The organism is Sphingopyxis sp. sgz302558, assembly GCF_057220455.1.
On the sequence record NZ_JBXPUZ010000002.1, the window covers coordinates 953,716 to 976,232 of the forward strand.

The window sequence follows — 22,517 nt, forward strand, 5'->3', positions numbered from 1 at the left end:
CTTCGACAAGCTCAGCCCTACGGTGAAAATCAATCCGCAAACAGCAGCACCGGGGTTTCCAGCAATTTTTTCAGGGCCTGCACGAAACTCGCCGCATCCCAGCCGTCGACGACGCGGTGGTCGCAGCTGATCGACAGGTTCATCAGCTTGGCGCGGACGATGTCGTCGCCGACAAAAATTGGCCGTTCGACAATCTTGTTCGGGCCGATAATGGCGACTTCGGGCTTGTTGATGACCGGCGTCGTCGCGATGCCGCCCAGCGGACCGAGCGAAGTGATGGTCAGCGTTGAGCCGGACAATTCCTCCGGCTTCGCCTTGCCGCTGCGGGCAGCGTCAGCCAAGCGACTGATCTCGCTTGCCAATTGCCAGACATTCTTGTCCTGCGCGTCGCGGATCACCGGTACCATCAGCCCGGCGTCGGTTTGGGTTGCCATGCCCAGATGGACTGCGCCGTGACGCGTTACGACACCGGCATCGTCATCATAGCGCGCGTTGATCATCGGAAACTGCGGCACCGTGCGGCAGATGGCGACGATCAGCAGCGGCAGCATGGTCAGTTTGGGACGGTTGCCGCGCGCTCCGTTGAGGTCGGCACGCATCGCTTCGAGCGCGGTGACGTCGATTTCCTCAACATAAGCAAAATGCGGAATGGCGCGTTTCGACGCGCTCATATTCTCTGCAATTCGGCGGCGCATGCCAACAACCTTGATGGCTTCGTCAGCGCGTGCGCGGCGGCTGTGCGGCGCATGATAGCCCTGTCCGGTGCTGTAACGCAGATAGGCATCAAGGTCGGCATGGCGCACGCGTTCGCCATCGGCGGGGTGAACCTGGGCAAGATCGATACCGAGGTCAGCAGCGCGGGCGCGAACGGCGGGGGATGCGAGGGTTTTGGCGCCTTTCTCCGCTGGTCCCGATGGGCTCAACCCATTTTCAAACTCCGTCTGCCCTGTCTCCCGATGGGGCGATGTCGAAGGACTGTCCTTTTTTTGCTCCGGTGCTGAAGAGGAGGATGGCGCTTCGACAAGCTCAGGGCGGGCGGTTTGGGGGGGAGAAGAGGGTGTTTCTGCTTCGACCACTTTGGTCGGTGACGCAGGCTCCTCAATCTGTCCTTCCCCCTCAACCTCGATCACCGCCAGCGTCGAGCCGATGGCGACCATGTCACCGACTTCGCCTGCCAGCTCGACCACCACGCCCGTCACTGGCGATTCCATTTCGACGGTCGCCTTGTCGGTCATCATATCGGCGAGTTGCGAATCTTCCTCGATCCGGTCGCCGACCTTGACGTGCCAGGCGACAATCTCGGCCTCGGCAATGCCTTCGCCAATATCGGGCAAGCGGAATGAAAAGCGGGCCATGGCGTCAGTCCTTCAAGATTTTTTCGAGCGCAGTGGCGATGCGCACCGGCCCGGGGAAATAGGCCCACTCCAAACTATGCGGATAGGGGGTGTCAAAGCCGGTCACGCGCTCGACCGGGGCCTCGAGATGATAAAAGCAGCGTTCCTGCACTAGTGCCGCCAGTTCGGCGCCAAAGCCCGATGTCCGCGTGGCTTCATGGATGACAAGGCAGCGCCCGGTCTTTGCCACTGATGCGGCAATGGTGTCGATATCGATGGGCATCAACGAGCGCAGGTCGATGACTTCGGCATCGATCCCCTGCTCTTCCACCACGGTCAGCGCGACATGCACCATGGTGCCATAGGTCAGCACCGTCAGCGCCTCGCCTTCGCGCGCGATGGCGGCCTTGCCAAGGTCGATGCGGTAATAACCCTCCGGGACCGCGCTGGCCGCATGTTTGGCCCAAGGCTCGACCGGGCGGTCGTAATAACCGCTGAACGGGCCATTATAGATACGTTTGGGCTCAAAGAAGATAACCGGGTCATTATCCTCGATCGCAGCGATCAAGAGCCCCTTGGCATCATAAGGGTTCGATGGAATCACCGTTTTCAGCCCGCAAACATGGGTGAACATGCTTTCGGGCGACTGGCTGTGCGTCTGGCCGCCGAAAATACCGCCGCCAAAGGGCGAGCGCACCGTCATCGGCGCGATGAAGTCGCCGGCCGACCGGTAACGCAGCCGCGCCGCTTCGCTCACCAGCTGGTCCAGACCGGGGTAGATATAGTCGGCAAACTGGATTTCGGGTACGGGACGCAGGCCATAGGCCCCCATGCCCACCGCAACCCCGATGATGCCGCATTCGTTGATCGGCGTATCGAAGACACGGGTTTTGCCATATTTGCGCTGCAGGCCTGCGGTCGCGCGGAACACGCCGCCGAAATAACCGACATCTTCGCCCATCACGACGACGCTGGGGTCGCGCGCCAGCATAACGTCCATCGCGCTGTTGATCGCCTCGATCATGTTCATGGTTTCGGTGGTCATCAGCGCGGGCTCCAGTCGGGGCCGAATTTGGCGCGCTGCTCGGCCAGCATCTGCTCGCATTGTTCTTTAAGGTGCCAGGGCATGTCTTCAAACACATCCTGAAACATGGTCTCAAATGGCTGGTGCATACCGTGACCGAGGATGCCGTTCTTTTCGGCTTCCTTTTGCGCAACTTTCACCTCGGCATCCAGCTCGGCGGCCTGTGCGTCATGCCGCGTCAAATCCCAGTTGCCCTCCGCAATCAAATGGTCGCGCAGCCGCAGCACGGGGTCGCCCAACGGCCACGCGGCAAATTCCTGCGCGGCCCGGTAGGCGCTGGGATCGTCCGAGGTCGAGTGGCCTTCGGCGCGGTAGGTGAAATATTCGATCAGCGTTGGACCGTTATTGGTGCGCGCGCGGTTCGCCGCCCACTCCATCGCGGCATAGACGGCGAGCGGGTCATTGCCGTCGACGCGCAGGCCAGCGATGCCATAACCCACGGCGCGTGCCGCAAAAGTTGTGCGCTCGCCGCCGGCAAAACCCGAGAAAGACGAAATCGCCCATTGGTTGTTGACGACATTGAAGATGACGGGCGCATTATAGACGGCAGCAAAAGTGAGCGCGCTGTGGAAATCACCTTCAGCGGTCGAGCCTTCGCCGCACCAGGTCGCGGCAATGCGGCTGTCGCCTTTGGCCGCCGAGGCCATCGCCCAACCGACGGCCTGCGGATATTGTGTCGCCAAGTTGCCGGAGACGCTGAAAAAACCATAGTCAGGCGCCGAATACATGATGGGCAATTGACGGCCCATCAGATGGTCGCCGCGGTTCGAATAAATCTGGTTCATCATCTGGACGAGCGAATAGCCGCGCGAAATGAGGATGCCTTGCTGGCGATAGCTGGGGAAACACATATCGTCGCGGTTCAGCGCCATTGCGGTCGCCACTGACGTTGCCTCTTCACCGGTCGATTTCATGTAGAAGCTGGTCTTGCCCTGTCGCTGGGCGCGAAACATGCGATCATCAAAGGCGCGCACCAGCATCATTGTGCGCAGCATGGCAAGCTTGCGCTCGGTCGACAGTTTCGGATCCCACGAGCCGCGCGCGGTACCATCAAAGTCGAGCACGCGTACAAGACCATAGGACAGATCGCGCATCAATTGCGGGGCGACATCTTCACCCGGGCGGGCAATGGCGTCGACCGGTGGCACGTTGATGTCCGAAAAATCCGCGGTATCGCCGGGCCGGAATTTCGGCTCGGGCACGTGCAGTGACAGCGGCTGCAAATTGGTGGTGGGCCGCGCAGTTTTATCGGACATTCGGCATCCTCTGGTTCCGCCGGTGCTTCCCAAGCGGTTTAGTTATCTTTCAACCGGGCGACACATTATTTCAAAAGCCATCGAATAGCAATCACCCACCCTAAACCGCGACGGGGGCCGCGATATGCGCCTGCGGGTGATAGTCATGAACCGCGAAATCTTCGAACCGATAGGCAAAAATATCCGCTGCCTTGCGCAGAATGTGCAGCGTCGGCGCGCCGGCAGGCGTGCGGGACAGTTGTTGTTCGACCAGTTCGGCGTGATTCAGATAGAGATGCACATCGCCGCCGGTCCACACCACCTCGCGCGCGCGAAGATCACATTGATCGGCGAGCATCCTGGTGAGCAGCGCGGCTTCGAAAATATTGAAGGCAAATCCCAGTCCCAGGTCGCACGAGCGCTGGAACAACAGGCAAGACAAACCGCCATCGCTGCGGACGTGGAATTGGTAGGTCATATGACAGGGAGGCAGCGCCATCCGGTCCAGATCGGCGACATTCCAGCCCGTGAAGATATGACGCCGCGAGGCCGGGTTGGTCCGCAACGAATTTACCAGCGACGCAATCTGATTGTGCCCGTCCCCGGCGCGGCGGAACAGTCCGTCGCCTGCATCCTCATAACGCGGCCAATTGACCCATTGCTGCCCGTAAACCGGTCCAAGATCGCCCCATCGCGCCGCAAAGTCCGCATCCTCGACGATGCGAGCTTCGAAGGCCGCTGCATCAATAGCCTCGCCGGTCTGGCTGCGGTAGCGGTCCAGCGGCCAATCGGTCCAGATGCGCACGCCCTGTTCCAGCAAGGGACGGATGTTGGTGTTGCCGGTGAGGAACCACAACAGTTCGCGCACCGCGGTTTTCCAATAAACACGCTTGGTGGTGAGCAGCGGTATGGCATCGTCGACCAGCGAAAAGCGCATAGTTTCGCCGAATAGTGACCGCGTGCCGACCCCCGTGCGGTCAACCCGTTCGTCGCCCTCTGTCCAGATGCGCCGCATCAAATCGAGATATTGTTTTTCATAATGGGGCATCGATGGGGAGACTCAATCCGGCTGGCTTAGTCCCTGCTACGGGCGATATGGCCGGGCGGCAAGCATCCAGTTCGACCGCGAATTGGAGCGTTCTGCGGTTGTTCGCGGCCATGGAAGCGCATCAGAATCCTAGGGATGAAAGCGCTTTCCCAAAGTCGATTCGCGGATCCGGCATTTGTGGCCTGCTGTGACGAAAACCTGCTGGTGACGGCGTTGGTTCGTCCGCATTGCAGTGGGCAGCACGAAACGCTGCTCCTGCTGAGCTTTGACGGCACGGACCGGTTGATGGCGGCGAGCGAGAACCGCGAGGCCCATCGGGCCCGCGCCACCATGACGCCGGCCATGGTGCGTACGGCGGTTAGCACGCCGCCCGGCGGGTTTGTTCTGGTCGCGCACAATCACCCCTCGGGCGACCTGACGCCAAGCCCCGAGGATATCGCCCTGACCCGCAAGATCGCCATGCTGTGTGAGCTCGCCGCGATCAGGCTGGGGGACCACCTCATCCTGTCGGCCGATGGCCATTTCAGCTTTCGTGCAGCGGGGCTGGTGTAGCGCCAATTGCGCCGCTCCAAGTTGGCGCTTGAACAAGGGCGCATTGGCCGCTAGGGGGCGCACCTGCCTTCGCGCTGACCCCGGTCACGCGGCACGGTCGGGGAGTAGCTCAGCCTGGTAGAGCACTGTCTTCGGGAGGCAGGGGCCGGAGGTTCGAATCCTCTCTCCCCGACCAATTTCTTGCGCACCTTGCAACGACCGCGCCTTCGCCTTACATTGCCAGTACGCCAGTTCAGCTCCCCCCTTGCTGTGCTGGCTAGCGTTCCCGCACGACGTGCTGGAACGCGTCCTCCCTGGACCCTGGCCACCTCGTGCCACGCGCACGAGGTGGCTTTTTATTCAGCCGCAAGCGGCCACGATTCGCCCGCACCGATGAACGGCAAACAGCGTCGGACCACCGATACGAGCCAGTCCCCAAGGCGCAGCGCACGATCGGCATCGGGGCGACCGTCCGGATCGAGATAGAGGCTGCGGTCAAATTCAATCTGCAGCGCGTGCACACCGGTTGACGGCGCCCCATAGGTCGCGGCGATGTGGCCACCGGGATAAGGCGCATTGATCGCCGCCGCAAACCCATGATCGGCTGCGTGCGCCGCGACTTCGGCCGCCAATATGGCCGCCGCCGAGCGTCCATGACGATTGCCAACGACAATCCGGCATAGCGAGGCTGCGCCAGAGCCGCGTGGCAGCGGGGGCATGCTGTGCAGATCAATCAGCAGCAATTCGCCGTGATCGCGCAGCATCTGATTGCGCTCCGACGCCATTGCCTGGTGAAAAGGCCGATGCGCCGCGTCCAGCCGCCGCTCATAGTCCAGTTCGCTGATCGGTGCGCGCCATAATGGGCCGCACCCGGGCAGGCGCGCGGGCACGACCCCGAGCCCTGCTCTGGCCTTGCGCCCCGGCGGTGCGAAACGCGGGCGCAGCGGAACGGCGACATCGGCGCCGTCCATATCGGCCTCGTGACGGTTGCAGTCGGCCACCGCGCGCAGCAAATTGGCCTTTACCACCCGTGCCCCTGCTTGCAGCATGGGTGCTGCGATCACATCGCACCACGGATCGGACAGGCGCTGCAGCTGGGAAACCGGCACCCGCGCCGCGCGTTCAACCCATTGTGGCAAATCGCGCCCCGCGTGCGGGATAGAGAGCAACACGGGCAGCTGTACGCCCGGCATTTGCCAAATCGAGACAGCTGCGCGCGGCTTCACCTATAGAATCGCCTTTCAGACCGGGTCGGCATCGCCATTTTGTTAAGCATGTGCCGCTATGCTACACAAGTCACGCGTCGGAGGGTCGTCGCGTCCGAAAACACACAACGAGAGTAACCATGATCCGCATCCTGCTGGCCGAAGATGATGATGTGATGCGCGAGTATCTGGCCCGTGCGCTGGTCGCAGCGGGCTATCACGTCACCAGCGTCGATCGCGGCACGGCGGCGCTGCCGCTGGTCGAATCGGGTACATTCGACCTGTTGCTGTCGGACATTGTTATGCCCGAAATGGATGGAATCGAGCTGGCACAATATGCTGCCAAGGCCGCGCCGCAGATGCAGGTAATGTTCATCACCGGCTTTGCTGCCGTGTGCTTGCGGGCAGAGGAAAATGTCCCGCAGGCCAAATTGCTGTCCAAGCCCTTCCACCTAAAAGATCTGGTGCGCGAGGTCGACAGCCTGTTCGGGCACCAGTCGCAAACTGCGTAATTCTGGGGTTGCGTGAGGGCCTAAGTCGCACTAATGGCGCGCTACCCCGAATAACGTGTGGGCGTGTAGCTCAGTGGTAGAGCACTGTGTTGACATCGCAGGGGTCGCAAGTTCAATCCTTGCCACGCCCACCATTTCCTCAATCAAGCCAGCCCTTTTCCCACGTCCATGCGGGAGGCGTCACCGACGCCCGAGCCGCCGTCGACGTCGAGGATGGTGCCCGTGATATAGGCCGCAGCAGGCGAACAGAGGAAGACGGCCGCTTCGGCAATTTCGGCAATCTCGCCCCAACGTTTCATGGCGATGCGGGCATAATGTTTTTCGCGCGTACCCGCATCGGGAGCCAGCCGCGCCATGCCCTCGGTACCGGCAATCGGACCCGGCGAAATGCCGGTGACACGCACATCGGGCCCCCATTCGAGCGCAAGCACGCGGACGAGTTGATTGATACCGGCTTTCGCCGCACAGGCATGGGCCTGCATCGCCATGGCGTTGACGGCCTGCCCCGCCGTTATGGCGATCAGCGACGCACCAGGGGTGTTGAGCAAATCGTGGCAGCCGCGAAAGACGTTGAAGGTGCCATTAAGGTCGATATCGACCACGGTGCGGAAGGCATTGGCCGACATCCCCAGCGAGGGCGCGAGGAAATTGCCCGCCGCGCCCGATACAACAATGTCCATGGGCCCGAAGCGGTCGACGACGTTTTCCATCACACTGCGGATCGCGCCATAATCGCGCACGTCGCCCGACAGGCCGATGGCGTCATGGCCGATATGCTCAGCCGCACGCTGCGCCTTGTCTGGATCGCGCCCTGCGACCGCCACGCGCGCGCCCAGCTCAGCAAAGCGGCGTGCAATGCCCAGATTGATGCCGCTGGTGCCGCCCGCGACAAAGGCAGTCTTGCCCGTCAGCAGGCCATCGCGAAATGTAGTCATCTATCTCTCCCTTAGCCCCATCCTGTCATTGCAAGCGAAGCGAAGCAATCTAGAGCTGTGCAAAGCCGCCCTGGATTGCTTCGCTGCGCTCGCAATGACGCCGAATGAGTCGGCGGGTTGACGTGAACGTCAACTTGCCCTTTCACGATGACAGCCAGAACAAGCAAGAGTCTCCCGCCATGCAATCCGGACCCACGTCACACTATTTCATCTCGCAGCGGCTGAAGCTGCATTATGCCGATTGGGGCAATCGCGATGCACCGCCGCTGCTGCTGGTCCACGGCGGGCGCGACCATTGCCGCAGCTGGGACTGGGTGGCCGAGGAACTTCGCGCCGACTGGCATGTTATTGCCCCTGATTTGCGGGGTCACGGCGACAGCGCTTGGTCGCCCGATGGCAATTACGGCATCGATGCGCTGGTCTATGATCTGGCGCAGCTGATCCACCAAATGGATGCCGCGCCGGTGACGATTGTGGCGCACTCGCTCGGCGGCAATGTGTGCGTGCGCTACGCCGGGCTGTACCCCGAAAAGGTGCGCAAGCTGGTGGCGATCGAAGGGCTCGGTCCCTCACCGAAATCGCGCGCCGAGCGGGAGGCGGCTCCCTTTGCCGAGCGCTGGCGCAAGTGGATCGCCGACAAGCGCGTTGCCGCCGGGAGGCTGCCGAAGCGCTATGCCACGCTGGACGATGCGCTTGAACGGATGCAAAGCGAGAACAGCTATCTGACCGCCGAACAGGCCCGCCATCTGACCATCCACGGCGTGAACCGCAACGAGGATGGGACATGGAGCTGGAAGTTCGACAACCACCTGAATGTCTGGCCGGTATTCGACCTGCCGGTGGCTGAGATTGAGGCTTTGTGGCGGGCGATTACGTGCCCGACATTGCTGCTGTATGGAGCGGACAGCTGGGCCTCGAACCCCGAGCACGACGGGCGGATGGCCCATTTTTCAACCGCGACGGTGAAGGAATATGAGCGAGCGGGGCACTGGTTACACCATGACCAGTTTGACCGATTTATGGCAGATTTACGGGACTTTCTCTAACTTACCCGCTTAATTTGTTCCGCCAACATCGCGAACATGGCATCAATGTGCGATCTTTCCAGGATCAGCGGCGGGGACAGCGCGATGATATCGCCCGTTGCGCGAACGAGCAGGCCATTGTCGAAACAGCCGTGGAAAAGCTCCATCGCGCGCTTGGTTGGCGCACCCGGGCGCGGTTCGAATTCGATGCCGGCAACAAGGCCGATTGTCCGAACATCGATGACGTTCGGTAAACCCTTCAGGCTGTGCGCAGCCTCGGCCCAATAGTCGCCCAGCTCCGCAGCACGGTCGAACAGGCCTTCGCGCGCATAAAGGTCCAGCGTGGCCAGGCCGGCAGCGCTAGCGAGCGGGTGACCCGAATAGGTGTAGCCGTGGAACAGTTCGATGCCGTCGGGCGCATTGTTGACGACATCGTCGTGAACAGCGCGGCTGACCGCAACCGCGCCCATGGGGACAGCGGCGTTGGTCAACCCCTTGGCCATGGTCAAAATGTCCGGGGTGATGCCCCAGGTTTCGGCTGCCGTTGCCCCGCCGACACGGCCGAAGGCGGTGATGACCTCGTCGAAGATCAGCAGGATGCCATGGCGCGTGCAGATGTCGCGCAGGCGCTCGAGATAACCGACCGGCGGTATCAATACGCCGGTCGATCCAGCCATCGGCTCGACGATGACGGCGGCGATGGTTTCGGCACCGTGGAGGGTAACCAGTCGCTCAAGATCGTCGGCCAGTTCAGACCCATTCGCCGGAAAGCCGCGCGAAAAGGCGTTGCGCGAAATATCATGGGTGTGCCGCAGATGGTCGACCCCGAGCAGACCCTGCCAGACACGGCGGTTGTTGACGATGCCGCCAACCGAAATACCGCCAAAGCCGGTGCCATGATAGCCGCGCTCGCGCCCGATCAGCCGCGTGCGTGTTCCCTGCCCGCGGGCGCGCTGGGCCGCGAGAGCAATCTTGAGCGCCGTGTCGACCGATTCCGACCCGCTGTTGGTAAAGAAGATGCGGTCGAGTCCTTCGGGCATAAGCGCCGCGAGGCGGCTGGAAAATTCGAACGCCAGGGGATGGCCGAGCTGGAAGGTCGGCCCGAAATCCATCGTTGCAGCGGTCCGGGCGATCGCAGCGGCAATTTCATCGCGGCAATGCCCGGCGTTTGAGCACCAGAGCCCGGCGGTGCCGTCGAGGATATCGCGGCCATCGGCGCTCTGGTAATACATGCCTTTGGCCGAAACGAGCTGGCGCGGCGTTTCTTTGTAACTGCGGTTCGCCGTGAAAGGCATCCAGAAGGCGGCCAGAGGGTCATTTTCGCGCAGCATCAGGGCCGTCCTTCCGTTTGTTACCTGAAACCTAGCCCAGCGCGACACAAAGCTGCAAGCACGCTTGCCAAATGCCGCATTTGGTGGTTGCTTGGCCGCGCACCCACCCCTCCCCCGCGCCCGTCCGGGGAAAGATGAGGATTTATGAGTATCAATCTGGCGAGCTGGATCGCCGAGAACAAAATCGAAGAAGTCGAATGCATCGTCCCCGACATCAATGGCGTCCAGCGCGGCAAGGTGCTGCCAGCCAACAAGTTTTTGTCGTCGGTACGTGACAAATCGCTGCGCATTCCGGGCAGCATTTTTATCTGCACCATCGACGGTCATTATCCCGAAGATATCGAGGACATCTGGGATAAGGACCCTGACAAAATCCTGATTGCAGATCCCGACACTATCTGCATCGCGCCGGGGTTCAAATCGCCGACGGCCTTTGTCATCGCCGATGCGTTCAACCGCGATGGCAGCGAAGTGGCACTCGCGCCTCGGGCAATCTTGAAGAAGGTGCTGGGGCTTTACGCGAAAAAGGGCTGGAAGCCGATTATCGCGCCCGAGGTGGAATTTTACCTCGTCAGCCAGAATGTTGACCCCGATTTCCCGCTGGTGCCGCCCACCGGCCAGTCGGGCCGCGCCGAAACCGCGAGCCAGCCCTATGGGCTGGAGGCGATGAACGAATATGAGGAAATCATCGATCATATCTATGACGATTGCGAGCTGATGGGGCTCGATATCGATACGATGATTCACGAAATGGGCGCGGCGCAGCTGGAGGTGAATTTCATTCACGGTGACCCGTTGCGGCTGGCCGATGAAGTTTTCCTGTTCAAGCGTGTGGTGCGCAGCGTGGCGCGCAGCCACGGCGTTTACGCCACCTTCATGGCCAATCCGATGGCGGGCCAGCCGGGCAGTGCGATGCACATCCACCAGTCGGTGGTCGACCTGGAAACGGGCAGAAACCTGTTCGCTGCGAGCAATGGGAAAGACAGCGCGCTGTTTCGCAGTCATGTCGCGGGCCTCGTTCGCCTGATGCCGCAAATCGCTCCGCTGTGGGCTCCCAATGTCAACAGTTTCCGCCGGATGCGCCCCGATAGCGCCGCGCCCATCAACGTGCACTGGGGCGTTGACAACCGGTCGTGCGGTTTCCGCGTGCCGGTATCCGACCGCCACAACCGCCGCGTCGAAAACCGTCTGCCGGGTGCCGACAGCAACCCCTATCTCGCCATCGCTGCGTCGCTGGTTTGTGGCTATATCGGCATGGTCGAGCGCATGATACCGCCGAAAGAGATTGAAGGCAGCGCCTATAACCGCGCGCGCACCTTGCCGCGCACGCTGGAAGCCGCGCTGGACCGTTTTGCCTCGTGCAAGAAGGTCAAGACGCTGCTTGGCGAGGACTTCTTTGATATCTTCTTCGCAGTGAAGGACCAGGAACTGTACAATTACCAGTCGGTCGTTTCGAGCTGGGAGCGCGAACATCTTTTGATGCGGGTATGATCCACCATCTGCCCAACAGCAGCTATTACGCGGCGTCGGTGACGCCGTTTCCAGCGCAGCCTCAACTGCTCGAATCGATCCAAGCCGATGTTTGCGTTGTTGGCGGCGGCTTTACGGGGCTGGCCGCGGCATTGGCCTGCGCGGAAAAGGGTCTCGCCACCATATTGCTCGAAGGCGACCGCATCGCCAATGGCGCGTCGGGGCGAAACGGCGGCCAGATGATCCCTGGGCTGAATGTTTATGCCCATGAACTGGTTGGCCTGCTCGGGCGTGATAATGCCGCAGCACTATACCGGCTGGCTGCATCGGCCCGCGAGCGGGTGCATGCACGGATCGCCCAGCATAGCATCGATTGCGACCTGCGCCCCGGCCATGTCCATCTGGCGGCACGCAAGGGTGATATGGCGGAGTTCGAGCGCGAGGCCGAGTTTGCCGATGCGCTGCTGGGCGATGGCAGCGCGCAGGTGGTCGGTGCAGCGGATGTTGGCCAGCATGTTGCGGTCGAGGGCTATCATGGTGCGCTGCTGACACCGGGCGGTGGGCATATGCATCCGATGAAATATGCGCATGGTTTGGCGCGCGCGGCGCTGGCCGCCGGCGTGCGGATTTTCGAACAGAGCCGGGTCACTGGCATAGCCGATGGTGCGCTGTCACGGGTCACGACGGCACAGGGCGAGGTTACCGCAAAGCATGTGCTGCTGGCCTGCGATGCCGACATGGGCAGCGTCGATCCGGCAGCCGGCAAATATACCATGCCCGTCCTCAACTATATTATCGCCACCGAACCGCTGGCTGCGGAGCGCGCCGCCGCGCTGATCCCGAGCGGGGCAGCGGTGTCGGACAGCCGGTTCGTGCTCAACTATTTTCGCTTGTCGGCCGACAATCGCATGCTGTTCGCGGGCGGCGAGAAATACACCGCGAAACCGCCACGCGACATTGCAGCCTTTGTCCGCCCGTTCATGCTGAAGCTGTTCCCATCGTTGGCCGATGCAGCGATCGATTTTGCCTGGGGGGGCGCGGTGGGGATCACCGTCAACCGGTTGCCGCAGTTCGGGTGGCGCGGGAACAGGCTGTTTGTCCACGGCTATTCAGGGCAAGGCGTGCTCCTCGCGACCCTAGCCGGTGAACTGATGGCCGATGCCATTACGGGCAAGCCAGATGGTTTCGAGCAGTTTGCGGCCGTTGCGCACCTGCCCTTTCCCGGTGGCAAGCTGCTGCGCAGCCCCATCTATACCGCTGCGATGATGTATATGGCGCTGCGGGATCGGCTGTGATTCCGGCGGAGCGCATTGCGGCGTTGATGGCACGCGAGCGCGACCTGTTCGTCGCCGCCAATCCACGCGCGGTTGCGGCAGCGGGACGAGGCAACAACTGGTTCGGGCAAGTGCCATTCCATTGGATGCTCGACTGGCCTTCGCCGGTGCCGCTGGTCGCGGCATCAGCGCAGGGGGCAACGCTGACCACGATTGACGGCCAGACGCTGAACGACTTTTGCCTGGGCGATACCGCCAGCATGTTTGGCCATTCGCCCCCTGCCCTTGCCGCCGCCATAGCCGCGCAGGCAATGCAGGGACTGAGCTATATGCTGCCGACCGAGAGGTCGGACGCGGTTTCGGCGTTGCTGGCCGACACCTTTGGCCTGCCGCGCTGGCAGGTGACGACGACCGCAAGCGAGGCCAATCGCGCGGTCATCCGCTGGTGCCGGGGGATTACGGGACGACGCAAAGTCTTGCTGTTCAACGGCTGCTATCATGGCGCGGTCGACGATGCTTTTGTTGACCTGAAGAACGGTGAGCCGACGATGCGCGCCAGCCTGGTCGGGCAGGTTCACGACCTGCGCGGCACCAGCGTGGTGGTCGAGTTCAACGACGAAGATGCGCTCGAAGCCGCGCTGGCGGGCGGTGACATCGCCTGCGTGCTGGCCGAGCCGGTGATGACCAATGTCGGGATGGTACGCGACGCACCCGGCTTTTTGCACCGGCTGCGTGGGCTGTGTGATGCGACCGGGACATTGCTGGTGTTCGACGAAACCCACACCATCTCGTCGGGCTTTGGCGGGCATAGCAACACCCATGGCCCGATGCCCGACATCATGGTGATCGGCAAATCCATTGGCGGCGGGGTCCCGACGGCGGTTTATGGCTTTACCGAGGCAGTGGCAACGCAGATGGCTGCGCTGAATGCAGCGCGGCCAGCCGGGCATAGCGGGATCGGGACCACCCTGTCAGCCAATGCACTGGCGATCAGTGCAATGCGGGCGATGCTGTCGGACGTCATTACGCGCGAAAATTATGCAGTGATGCTGGCGGGGGCCGAGCGGCTTGTGGCCGGGGTCAGGGAGGTGATCGAACGCCTCGGGCTCAGCTGGCACATCACCCAGGTCGGCGCGCGGGTCGAATTGCTGTGCTCGCCGGTGCCGCCGCGCAATGGCGGCGAAGCCAAGGCAGCGATGCAGCCGGCGCTTGAGGCGCTGATCCACCTCTATCTGACCAATCGCGGCAGCTTGCTCGCCCCGTTTCACAATATGATGCTGGTCAGCCCCGTCACCAGCGATAAGCAGATTGACCAATTGGTCACGTCGGTCGATGCACTGGCAGTTGAATTGCTGGAGTAACACTATGTCGCGTGCCCGTTCGTCGGCCACCATCGCCGGGGCGGAAGAAGCCAAGGCCTTTTTCGCTGCCAACCCCGAAATCGATTCCATCGAGATGATTTACACCGATCTGGGCGGGGTGCCGCGCGGTAAGCGGCTGCGCCAGCATGAGGTGATCGCGGTGTACGAGAGCGGGCGGATGTTTCCGGGCTCGATTACTGTGGTCGACATTCGCGGGCAGGATACGGTCGAAACCGGGCTGGTGTGGGAGGATGGCGACGCGGACCGGTCGATGAAGCCGATCCCTGGCACGCTCGTGAAGACGCCGTGGGGCGGCGACAATGCTGCGCAATTTCTGGTCGATTTCTATGAGCTCGACGGCACGCCGCATGATCTGGACCCGCGCCATGTGCTGGGACGCGTGATCGATCGCTTTGCCGATGACGGGCTGACCCCGGTGCTGGCGGTGGAGCTGGAGTTTTATTTGCTCAGCCCGCGCCGTACGCGTGACGGCGGTTATCGTCCGGCGCGGCCCGATGGCGGTCGCACGCCGACCGGAGTGGAAGTCTATGGCCTGCGCGAACTTGATGATTTCCGGCCCTTTTTCGACGAACTTTACGCTGCGTGCGACGTGCAGGGCTTGCCGCTGGAAAGTGCGATATCCGAATTCGCACCGGGGCAGTTTGAACTGACGCTGCGCCACAAGCCCGATGCGCTGCGCGCGGTTGACGACGGCATCATGTACAAGCGGCTGGTGAAGGCGGTCGCGCAGCGCCACGGTATGGAAGCGACCTTCATGGCCAAACCCTTTGCCGAGCAGGCGGGGTCTGGCATGCACATTCATGTGTCGGTCAACGATGGCGACGGCCGCAACATTTTTGCCAGCGATGCGCCTGAGGGCACCGATGCGCTGCGTCACGCCATCGGCGGGATGATCGGCAGCATCGGTGATGCCTTTGCGCTGTTTGCGCCGCATGCGAACAGTTTCCGCCGTTTCCGCGCCAACAGCTATGCGCCGGTTGCACCAACCTGGGGCGTCAACAACCGCACCGTTTCATTCCGCATCCCGGCAGGGCCGCCAGCAAGCCGCCATGTCGAGCACCGCGCCTGCGGGGCCGATGCCAACCCCTATCTGGCCGTGGCGGCAATTTTGGCGGGGATGCACCATGGGATGACCAACAAGATTGATCCCGGACCACCGGTGACAGGCAACGGCTATGACCGCGATAGCAGCGGTGATGACAAGCCACCGTCGAACTGGTTTGCCGCGGTGGACCGCTTTCACGGATCGGCATTGATGCGCGATTATCTGGGCGACCGCTTCGTCGACATGTTCACGATCGTAAAGCGCGTTGAACAGGATAATTACTTCGCGCAGGTTCCTCCCATCGATTATGAATGGTATTTGCGGAACGCCTGAACAAAAATTACGCATTTACCGCTTTGCAAAGCGACAAATTTGCGACAGCATCGCTGCACTGCACAAAGGGGAGTCGTCACGCCATGGACATCAATGAATTTCTGAAAGCCGGTCGCGGCCGTCGGTCACTGCTAAAGGGCATGGGCGTTGCCGCTGTTGGCATCAGCTTTGGCGGTCTCGCCGGTTGCACCACCGAGGAAAGCGCCAAAGTGTCGACTGGCGAACCGGGCGAGTTGAACTTCTACAACTGGGCGACCTATATCGGCGAAACCACCTTCGACGATTTCAAGGAAGCGAGCGGCATCACGGTCAGCATGACCGAATTTGCCAGCAACGACGAATTGTTCGCCAAGTTTAAAGCGGGCAACCCCGGCTTCGACGTTATTGTGCCGTCAAACGACTTTGTTGAGCGCATGATTGCCGCCGACATGCTGATGGAGCTCGACCAGAGCCTGATCCCCAACAAGAAGAATATCGATGGCGCCTATATCGACGTCGCCTTTGATCCCCAGCGCAAATTTTCGATGCCCTATACCTGGCTGACGTTGGGCATCGGCTATCGCAAGTCGAAGGTGCCGACCCCCCCCGACAGCTGGAAGGTGCTGTTCGACAGCGACCAGTATAAGGGCCGCATCGCCGTGTTGTCCGAAGCCGGCGACATGTTCCGCCTCTATGGCAAATATATGGGCAAGTCGGTCAATGCGCTGACCCCCGCCGATCTTGCCACCATCGAAAAAATGATGATCAAGCAGAAGCCCAATATCCAGAAATTCCATGAGGATGATGGACAGGACCTGCTGGCCAAGGGCGAGGTTGATCTGGTGCTGGAATATAACGGCGACATTGCCCAGCTGATGGCCGAGGATGACGACGTCGGCTTCGTTATTCCCAAGGAAGGCAGTCAGCTGAACAGCGATTGCCTGTGTATTCCCAAGGGCGCGAAGCACCCCAAGAATGCACATGCGTTCATCAACTATCTGCTGGACGCCGAGGCGGGGAAGAAGATTTCAGAGACTATTCTTTATCCCACGCCCAATTCGGCGGCGAAAGCGCTGATGCCCAATGAGTATAAGAATAATCCGGTGATTTTTCCGCCCGCCGACGTGCTCGCCAAATGCGAATATGCCAAGTTCAACGAGACGCTGCAGCCGCTGTACGAAGAGGCATTCACCCGCGTTCGCGCGGCATAAGCATCGGCAGCGGCGATGGCCGAACAGGACTGGAAGGCCAGCAAGAGCGCATTTGCAGCGGTGTCGGTACCGACACTGTTGTGGGTGTTCCTGTTTTTTCTGGTCCCTATGGGCATTGTGTGGATGTACAGTTTCGGCCGCAACGCCGGGCTGAACGAGATCGAATTCGTTGGCACGCTCGACAATTACAAGCGCGCGACCGAGTGGCTTTATCTTACCATCTTCGCCAAGAGTTTCGCCGTCGCGGCGCTGGTGACTTTGATCTGTCTGATCATCGGTTTTCCGGTGGCGATGGCGATTACGTTCGCGTCGGAAAAATGGCGACCCTGGTTGCTGCTGGGCATCATGCTGCCTTTCTGGACCAATCTTCTCATCCGCACCTATGCGCTGATGATGCTGCTGGGGACGCAGGGGTTCGCTAACAAGACGCTGGGTGTGCTGTGGGAGGGGGCGAGCTGGCTGCAGACATTGGTTGGGATGCAGCCGCTGCCGACGTGGGAGCCATTGCCGCTGCTCTACAATAATTTCGCGGTCGTATTCGGGCTGGTCTATGTCCACCTGCCGTTTATGGTGCTGCCACTCTATGCCGCGCTCGACCGGCTGGACCGCAGCCTGATCGAGGCGAGCCTTGATCTGGGCGCGGGGCATTTCCGCACCATTATGCGCATCGTCGTGCCGCTGGCCGCACCGGGCATTATCGCCGGCGTAATGATCACGCTGATTCCCGCGCTCGGCGCCTATCTGACCCCCGATCTCATGGGCGGGACCGACAGCCAGATGATCGCCAATGTTATCGAGCGCCAGTTCAAGCGTGCGAACGATTGGCCATTCGGTGCGGCGCTGTCGTTCCTGCTGATTTACGTGATGTTTGCGCTCATTGCATTGCAGGCACTGCGGCGCAAGCCGGCAGAGGCACGCTGATGGCGCTGCTTGCCCGCACCCCCCGCGCGCCGCTGGAGTATAGCCGCACGTTGTGGATGCGGCTGTGGGTCGGGTCGGTGCTGTTCTTCCTCTATGCACCGCTGCTGATCCTGATGATTTTCAGCTTTAACGACAGCAAGCGCAACGTCGTGTGGCGCGGGTTCACGACCAAATATTATGAAAAGGCGCTGGCCAATGATTCGCTGATCGAGGCGATGGCCAATTCGCTGACCATCGCTGCGCTGGCGACTTTATTCAGTCTGTTGCTGGGGGCGGTGGCCGCCGTGCTGCTGTGGCGGTTCCGCTTTCCGCTGAAGGGCGCGGTTGACGGGGTGATCTCGCTTCCCATCATCGTGCCGGAAATTTGCCTCGGCGTCGCATTCCTGATGTTCTTTGCCGCGATTGACTGGCCCAACAATCTGGTGTGGCCGCTCAATCTTGGGGCGATCACCATCGCGCACATCACCTTTTGCTTTCCCTTTGTAACCATGGTGGTGCGCTCGCGGCTGGCCAGCTTCAACCGCGAGCTCGAAGAAGCGGCCAAGGATCTGGGAGCGAGCGAATGGGCGGTTTTCCGGGATGTTCTGGTGCCACACATGAAGCCCGGGCTGGTCGCGGGTGCGCTGCTGTCCTTTACACTCAGCCTTGATGATTTCGTGATCACCTATTTCACCAGCGGACCCGACACGGTGACCTTCCCGGTCAAAGTTTATTCCATGGTGCGTTTCGCGCTGACCCCCGAAGTCAACGCGGCGTCGACCATCCTTATCATCCTGACCATCGCGCTGACTGCGCTTGCGCTGAAGGTGCAGGGCGTCAAGGCCATCGCCGGAAGCCATTCATGACCGACAAAGCGCCCATCATCGAAATCCGCAATGTGTCCAAACGCTTTGGCAAGGTGGCGGCGGTCGACAATGTCAGCCTGGACATTCGCAGCGGCGAATTTTTCGTGCTGCTCGGCCCGTCGGGGTGCGGCAAAACAACCCTGCTGCGCATGATCGCCGGGTTCGAGGTGCCGACATCGGGCCAAATCATCATCGATGGGCAGGATATGGCCGGAATCCCGCCCAACAAGCGCCCGGTGAATATGGTCTTTCAAAGCTATGCCGTGTTCCCGCACATGAGCGTGGCCGACAATGTTGGCTACGGCCTGAAAATCGCCGGCGTCGGCCGTGCCGAGCGCGACGAGCGCGTGCGCGAGGCGCTGGGGCTGGTCAAACTGGACGGGTTCGAAGAGCGGCGGCCCGACCAGATGTCGGGCGGGCAGCGCCAGCGCGTTGCGCTGGCGCGCAGTCTGGTGATGCGGCCCAAGGTGTTGTTGCTCGACGAACCGCTGTCGGCGCTCGATGCCAAGCTGCGCGCACAGATGCAGTTCGAACTTGCGGATTTGCAGGACCAGGTCGGCATCACCTTTGTTACCGTGACGCACGACCAGGACGAGGCCCTGTCGATGGCGAGCCGCATCGCGGTGATCAACAAGGGCGAAGTGGCGCAGCTGGCGACGCCATCGGACCTGTATGAATTTCCCGCCAACCGATTTGTTGCCGATTTTGTAGGGTCGGTGAACATCTTTGAGGGCAAGTTGATCCTCGACGAGCCCGACAAGGCGGCGGTCGATTGTCCGGGACTGGGCAAGGTATATCTGAACCATGGCGTGACCGGCCCGCACGGTGCTGATGTGTGGGTCGCGCTGCGGCCCGAGAAAATGTATCTGCACGTGCCCGGTGAGGGCCGAGCGGTCCGCGCAGCGGCGCAGGATGCACCCGAAGGCTATAATTTCGCGCGCGGCGTGATCAAAGGGATGAGCTATTTGGGCGACATCACCCTGTTCGAGGTCAAGCTGGACAGCGGCGCGATGATCCGCGCTTCACGCCCAAACCTATCGCGCCACGACCAGGAAGATTTCACCTGGGATGACCGAGTGAGTATGCACTGGCGAGCGGACAGCCCGGTGGTGCTGTTGGGGTGAAGCCAACCATATCGTCGTCCTGAACTTGTTTCAGGACAACACCTCCGTGTCTTTGTTGTCCTGAAACAAGTTCAGGACGACGAGAGGCGGGGTTAGTGGCTCTGCTTCTTTCCCGGCACCAGATGCAGCGCCGCAACAATCAGCCCGCCCAGCAGCAGCCCGAACACCCCCGACCCCGCGGCATTGATGATCCATTCCCACAGACCAGCACCAGGCAAGCCACCCGCAACAGCATGGGCAAAATCATGCAAGGCATGGCCCAGCCCGCCGATGTGAAATTCATCGAGGCCGTGGAGCACAATTTGTCCCCCCACCCACAGCATGGCCGCTGTGCCAATCAGCGCCAGCGCTGCCAATAGCTTCGGCATGACGTTGACGAGCCCGCGACCAATGGCACGGCGCGCGCTATGCCCCTCTTTCGCCATGTGCAGGCCGATATCGTCCATCTTTACGATCAATCCGACTACACCATAAACGATGGCGGTAATTGCCACCGCAATCACCGCCAGCGTCGCCGCGCGCGTCCACAGCCCATCGTCCATGACCTCATAGAGGGCAATAACCATGATTTCGGCCGACAGGATAAAATCGGTGCGGATTGCGCCGGCGACCATCGCTTCTTCGTGCGATGTGTCGCAGACTTCCTCCACCGCTTCGTTGAGCGGTTTATCTTTGGCGGTGAGTGCATGCCAGACCTTTTCGGCGCCCTCAAAACAGAGATAGGCGCCGCCGATCATCAAGATGGGCGTAATCGCCCATTTGGCAAAAACCGACAGCAACAGCGCGACGGGCAGGATGAAAACCAGCTTGTTCCGAAGCGACCCCCGCGCAATGCGCCAGATGATCGGCAATTCGCGGTCGGGGGTAAAGCCAGTGACGTAGCGCGGTGTGACGGCGGCATCGTCGACGACGACCCCGGCGGCCTTCACTCCGGCCTTTGTTGCGGCAGCGCCGATGTCATCGATGCTGGCAGCCGCGACTTTGGCGATGGTGGCGACATCGTCGAGCAGCGCGAATATTCCGGATGGCATGGGCTAAAGCTCTCTACAGCGATTCTATCCTCCCTTTACCGTCTGCCCTGAGCTTGTCGAAGGGCTGTTCTTCCTTTCTGCGGTGGCAGGCAGAGGGCCGACATTCGACAAGCTCAGGGCGAGCGGGAAAAAATCAATCAGAGCGCCCGCAACTTCGGCTCCGCGGCATCGAGCGCGCCGCGAATGATCCGCACCATTTCATCGATTTGTGCGGGCGTGATGATTAACGGCGGGCACATGACGATGCTGTCGCGGATGCCCCGCACCATCAGGCCGCCGGCAATGCACAGGTCGCGCACCATCGGTCCGGCCGTGCCTTCCTTGCCGCCGAAGCGCGCGCCGCTGGACTTATCGGCGACGATCTCGACCGCGCCGAGCAGGCCGATCGAGCGGGCCTCGCCCACCAGCGGATGGTCGTTCAACGTGGCCAGCGCCTTGGCCAGATAGGGCCCGGTCTCGTTCCGCACCCGGTCGACCAGATGTTCGCGCTCCAAAATCTCGATATTGCGCAGCGCCACCGCCGAGGCCACCGGATGGCCCGAATAAGTATAGCCGTGCACAAAATCACCGCCGGTTTTCATTACCTTGATGATGTCGGCGCTAACCGCGACGGCAGAGATGGGCAGGTAGCCTGACGACAGCCCCTTGGCCATGGCGATGATGTCGGGCTGCACCCCCATCGTTTCATGACCCCACATATTGCCCGTGCGTCCAAAGCCGCAAATCACCTCGTCGCACACCAGCAAGATGCCATATTTGCGGCAGATTGCCTCGACCTGCGGCCAATAGTTGGCGGGCGGGATGATCACGCCGCCCGCGCCCTGCACCGGTTCGCCGATGAAAGCTGCAACATTTTCCGGGCCGACTTCGATGATTTTCGCCTCAATTGCCTCGGCGCAGGCCGTGCCAAAGGCCTCGGGCGACATGTCGCGGCCTTCATTAAACCAATAGGGCTGGCGGACATGTTCAATCCCGGCGAGCGGCAGCACGCCCGGTGCCGGAAAGCCCTGCCCGTGCATCGCCTTCATCCCGCCCATGCTGACCCCGGCAACGGTGGAGCCATGATAGGCGTTGTGGCGGCTGATGAAGATGGTACGGCTCGCCTCGCCCTTCACCTGCCAATAATGGCGGACGAGGCGCAGGATTGTGTCGTTGGCCTCGCTGCCCGAACTGTTGAAAAAAACATGCGGCAGGCGGCCGCCGGTCAGGCTGGCAATCTTGTCCGCCAGCATGACGGCGGGCGGGTTCGCGGTTTTGAAGAAGCTGTTGTAATAGGGCAGCTCGAGCATCTGCTCTTTGGCGACATCGGCGAGCTCGGTTCGGCCGTAACCGACATTGACGCACCACAGCCCCGCCATGCCATCCAGAATGCGGTTGCCGTCACCGTCGTGAATATAGCAACCCTCGGCATGCGTGATGATGCGGCTGCCACCCAGATCCTCAATCTCTTGCCAGTCGGCCTGCGCCGGCAGGTGGTGGGCGATGTCGAGGCGCTTGAGTTCGGCGATGTCATAGTTGCGGGGCATGGTGGACTCCTGAACGATTGGGTCGCCCCTGCAAAAGCAGGGGCCGTCGCGGCCTGTCCACAATGGCGCGGGAGCAAGCCTCTAGCGGGCCCCTGCTTTCGCAGGGGCGACGGAATGTCAGGGCGAGAACCCAATC

General features: G+C 61.4%; 20 protein-coding genes and 2 tRNA genes. 13 read left to right on the forward strand and 9 right to left on the reverse strand.

From position 1 onward, the window contains the following. Positions 1-29: 29 nt before the first annotated feature. The 4 genes from AC2TC0_RS10110 to thyA form a co-directional block, all read right to left on the reverse strand. On the reverse strand, positions 30-1,355 hold the full coding sequence (locus AC2TC0_RS10110; protein ID WP_484717370.1) for a dihydrolipoamide acetyltransferase family protein: 1,326 nt from the start codon (positions 1,353-1,355) through the stop codon (positions 30-32). A 4-nt stretch (positions 1,356-1,359) separates the two neighbouring features. Continuing rightward, positions 1,360-2,364 carry an alpha-ketoacid dehydrogenase subunit beta gene (locus AC2TC0_RS10115; RefSeq protein WP_484717497.1) on the reverse strand — a complete coding sequence of 335 codons (1,005 nt, stop codon included), beginning with the start codon at positions 2,362-2,364 and terminating at the stop codon, positions 1,360-1,362. A 14-nt stretch (positions 2,365-2,378) separates the two neighbouring features. Then, complete coding sequence (locus tag AC2TC0_RS10120; RefSeq protein WP_484717371.1) at positions 2,379-3,674, reverse strand: thiamine pyrophosphate-dependent enzyme; 1,296 nt, start codon at positions 3,672-3,674, stop codon at positions 2,379-2,381. Positions 3,675-3,774: 100 nt separating this feature from the next. Then, positions 3,775-4,701: a thymidylate synthase gene (gene thyA / locus AC2TC0_RS10125; protein WP_484717372.1), complete on the reverse strand. Its 927-nt coding sequence runs from the start codon at positions 4,699-4,701 to the stop codon at positions 3,775-3,777. Between the two features lie 177 nt (positions 4,702-4,878). Here thyA and AC2TC0_RS10130 point away from each other — a divergent pair, with 177 nt between their 5' ends. Both AC2TC0_RS10130 and AC2TC0_RS10135 read left to right on the forward strand, forming a co-directional pair. Then, complete coding sequence (locus tag AC2TC0_RS10130) at positions 4,879-5,253, forward strand: JAB domain-containing protein (protein WP_484717373.1); 375 nt, start codon at positions 4,879-4,881, stop codon at positions 5,251-5,253. A gap of 98 nt (positions 5,254-5,351) precedes the next feature. Continuing rightward, positions 5,352-5,428, forward strand: a tRNA-Pro gene (locus AC2TC0_RS10135). A 160-nt stretch (positions 5,429-5,588) separates the two neighbouring features. Here the strand turns inward: AC2TC0_RS10135 and AC2TC0_RS10140 are convergent. Further along, on the reverse strand, positions 5,589-6,425 hold the full coding sequence (locus AC2TC0_RS10140) for an N-formylglutamate amidohydrolase (RefSeq protein ID WP_484717374.1): 837 nt from the start codon (positions 6,423-6,425) through the stop codon (positions 5,589-5,591). A gap of 152 nt (positions 6,426-6,577) precedes the next feature. Between AC2TC0_RS10140 and cpdR the strand changes: the two genes are divergently transcribed. Next, positions 6,578-6,949 carry a cell cycle two-component system response regulator CpdR gene (cpdR, locus tag AC2TC0_RS10145; protein ID WP_484717375.1) on the forward strand — a complete coding sequence of 124 codons (372 nt, stop codon included), beginning with the start codon at positions 6,578-6,580 and terminating at the stop codon, positions 6,947-6,949. A 59-nt stretch (positions 6,950-7,008) separates the two neighbouring features. Then, positions 7,009-7,083, forward strand: a tRNA-Val gene (locus tag AC2TC0_RS10150). 9 nt (positions 7,084-7,092) lie between these two features. Here AC2TC0_RS10150 and AC2TC0_RS10155 read toward each other — a convergent pair. Further along, on the reverse strand, positions 7,093-7,884 hold the full coding sequence (locus AC2TC0_RS10155) for an SDR family oxidoreductase (RefSeq protein ID WP_484717376.1): 792 nt from the start codon (positions 7,882-7,884) through the stop codon (positions 7,093-7,095). A 179-nt stretch (positions 7,885-8,063) separates the two neighbouring features. On the opposite strand from AC2TC0_RS10155, the gene AC2TC0_RS10160 reads away from it, so the two are divergent. Continuing rightward, on the forward strand, positions 8,064-8,930 hold the full coding sequence (locus tag AC2TC0_RS10160; RefSeq protein ID WP_484717498.1) for an alpha/beta fold hydrolase: 867 nt from the start codon (positions 8,064-8,066) through the stop codon (positions 8,928-8,930). Here AC2TC0_RS10160 and aptA read toward each other — a convergent pair. Then, complete coding sequence (gene aptA, locus AC2TC0_RS10165; RefSeq protein ID WP_484717377.1) at positions 8,927-10,240, reverse strand: omega-aminotransferase AptA; 1,314 nt, start codon at positions 10,238-10,240, stop codon at positions 8,927-8,929. The two genes, AC2TC0_RS10160 and aptA, sit on opposite strands and share 4 nt — an antisense overlap. A 144-nt stretch (positions 10,241-10,384) precedes the next feature. Between aptA and AC2TC0_RS10170 the strand changes: the two genes are divergently transcribed. The 8 genes from AC2TC0_RS10170 to AC2TC0_RS10205 all read left to right on the forward strand — a co-directional run bounded on the left by AC2TC0_RS10170 (position 10,385) and on the right by AC2TC0_RS10205 (position 19,824). Then, a complete protein-coding gene (locus AC2TC0_RS10170) occupies positions 10,385-11,731 on the forward strand; it encodes a glutamine synthetase family protein (protein WP_484717378.1) in 1,347 nt (448 codons plus the stop codon). Then, a complete protein-coding gene (locus tag AC2TC0_RS10175) occupies positions 11,728-13,005 on the forward strand; it encodes an NAD(P)/FAD-dependent oxidoreductase (protein WP_484717379.1) in 1,278 nt (425 codons plus the stop codon). Before AC2TC0_RS10170 ends, AC2TC0_RS10175 begins: the two co-directional genes overlap by 4 nt. Then, a complete protein-coding gene (locus AC2TC0_RS10180) occupies positions 13,002-14,345 on the forward strand; it encodes an aspartate aminotransferase family protein (protein WP_484717380.1) in 1,344 nt (447 codons plus the stop codon). The genes AC2TC0_RS10175 and AC2TC0_RS10180 overlap by 4 nt, the downstream gene beginning before the upstream one ends. 4 nt (positions 14,346-14,349) lie before the next feature. After that, complete coding sequence (locus AC2TC0_RS10185; RefSeq protein WP_484717381.1) at positions 14,350-15,744, forward strand: glutamine synthetase family protein; 1,395 nt, start codon at positions 14,350-14,352, stop codon at positions 15,742-15,744. A gap of 83 nt (positions 15,745-15,827) precedes the next feature. Next, positions 15,828-16,934 (forward strand): ABC transporter substrate-binding protein, encoded by a 1,107-nt coding sequence (locus tag AC2TC0_RS10190; protein ID WP_484717382.1) that lies wholly within the window; start codon positions 15,828-15,830, stop codon positions 16,932-16,934. A gap of 15 nt (positions 16,935-16,949) precedes the next feature. Beyond that, positions 16,950-17,855 (forward strand): ABC transporter permease, encoded by a 906-nt coding sequence (locus tag AC2TC0_RS10195; RefSeq protein ID WP_484717383.1) that lies wholly within the window; start codon positions 16,950-16,952, stop codon positions 17,853-17,855. Beyond that, on the forward strand, positions 17,855-18,700 hold the full coding sequence (locus tag AC2TC0_RS10200; protein ID WP_484717384.1) for an ABC transporter permease: 846 nt from the start codon (positions 17,855-17,857) through the stop codon (positions 18,698-18,700). The genes AC2TC0_RS10195 and AC2TC0_RS10200 overlap by 1 nt, the downstream gene beginning before the upstream one ends. Then, positions 18,697-19,824, forward strand: coding sequence for an ABC transporter ATP-binding protein (locus AC2TC0_RS10205; protein ID WP_484717385.1), 1,128 nt, complete (start codon positions 18,697-18,699; stop codon positions 19,822-19,824). Before AC2TC0_RS10200 ends, AC2TC0_RS10205 begins: the two co-directional genes overlap by 4 nt. 92 nt (positions 19,825-19,916) lie before the next feature. On the opposite strand, the gene AC2TC0_RS10210 is transcribed toward AC2TC0_RS10205, so the two are convergent. Together AC2TC0_RS10210 and AC2TC0_RS10215 are read right to left on the reverse strand one after the other, a co-directional pair. Continuing rightward, entirely contained in the window at positions 19,917-20,855 is a 939-nt protein-coding gene (locus AC2TC0_RS10210) for a DUF808 domain-containing protein (RefSeq protein WP_484717386.1), read from the reverse strand. Between the two features lie 137 nt (positions 20,856-20,992). Then, entirely contained in the window at positions 20,993-22,381 is a 1,389-nt protein-coding gene (locus AC2TC0_RS10215; RefSeq protein ID WP_484717387.1) for an aspartate aminotransferase family protein, read from the reverse strand. Between the last annotated feature and the right edge of the window lie 136 nt (positions 22,382-22,517).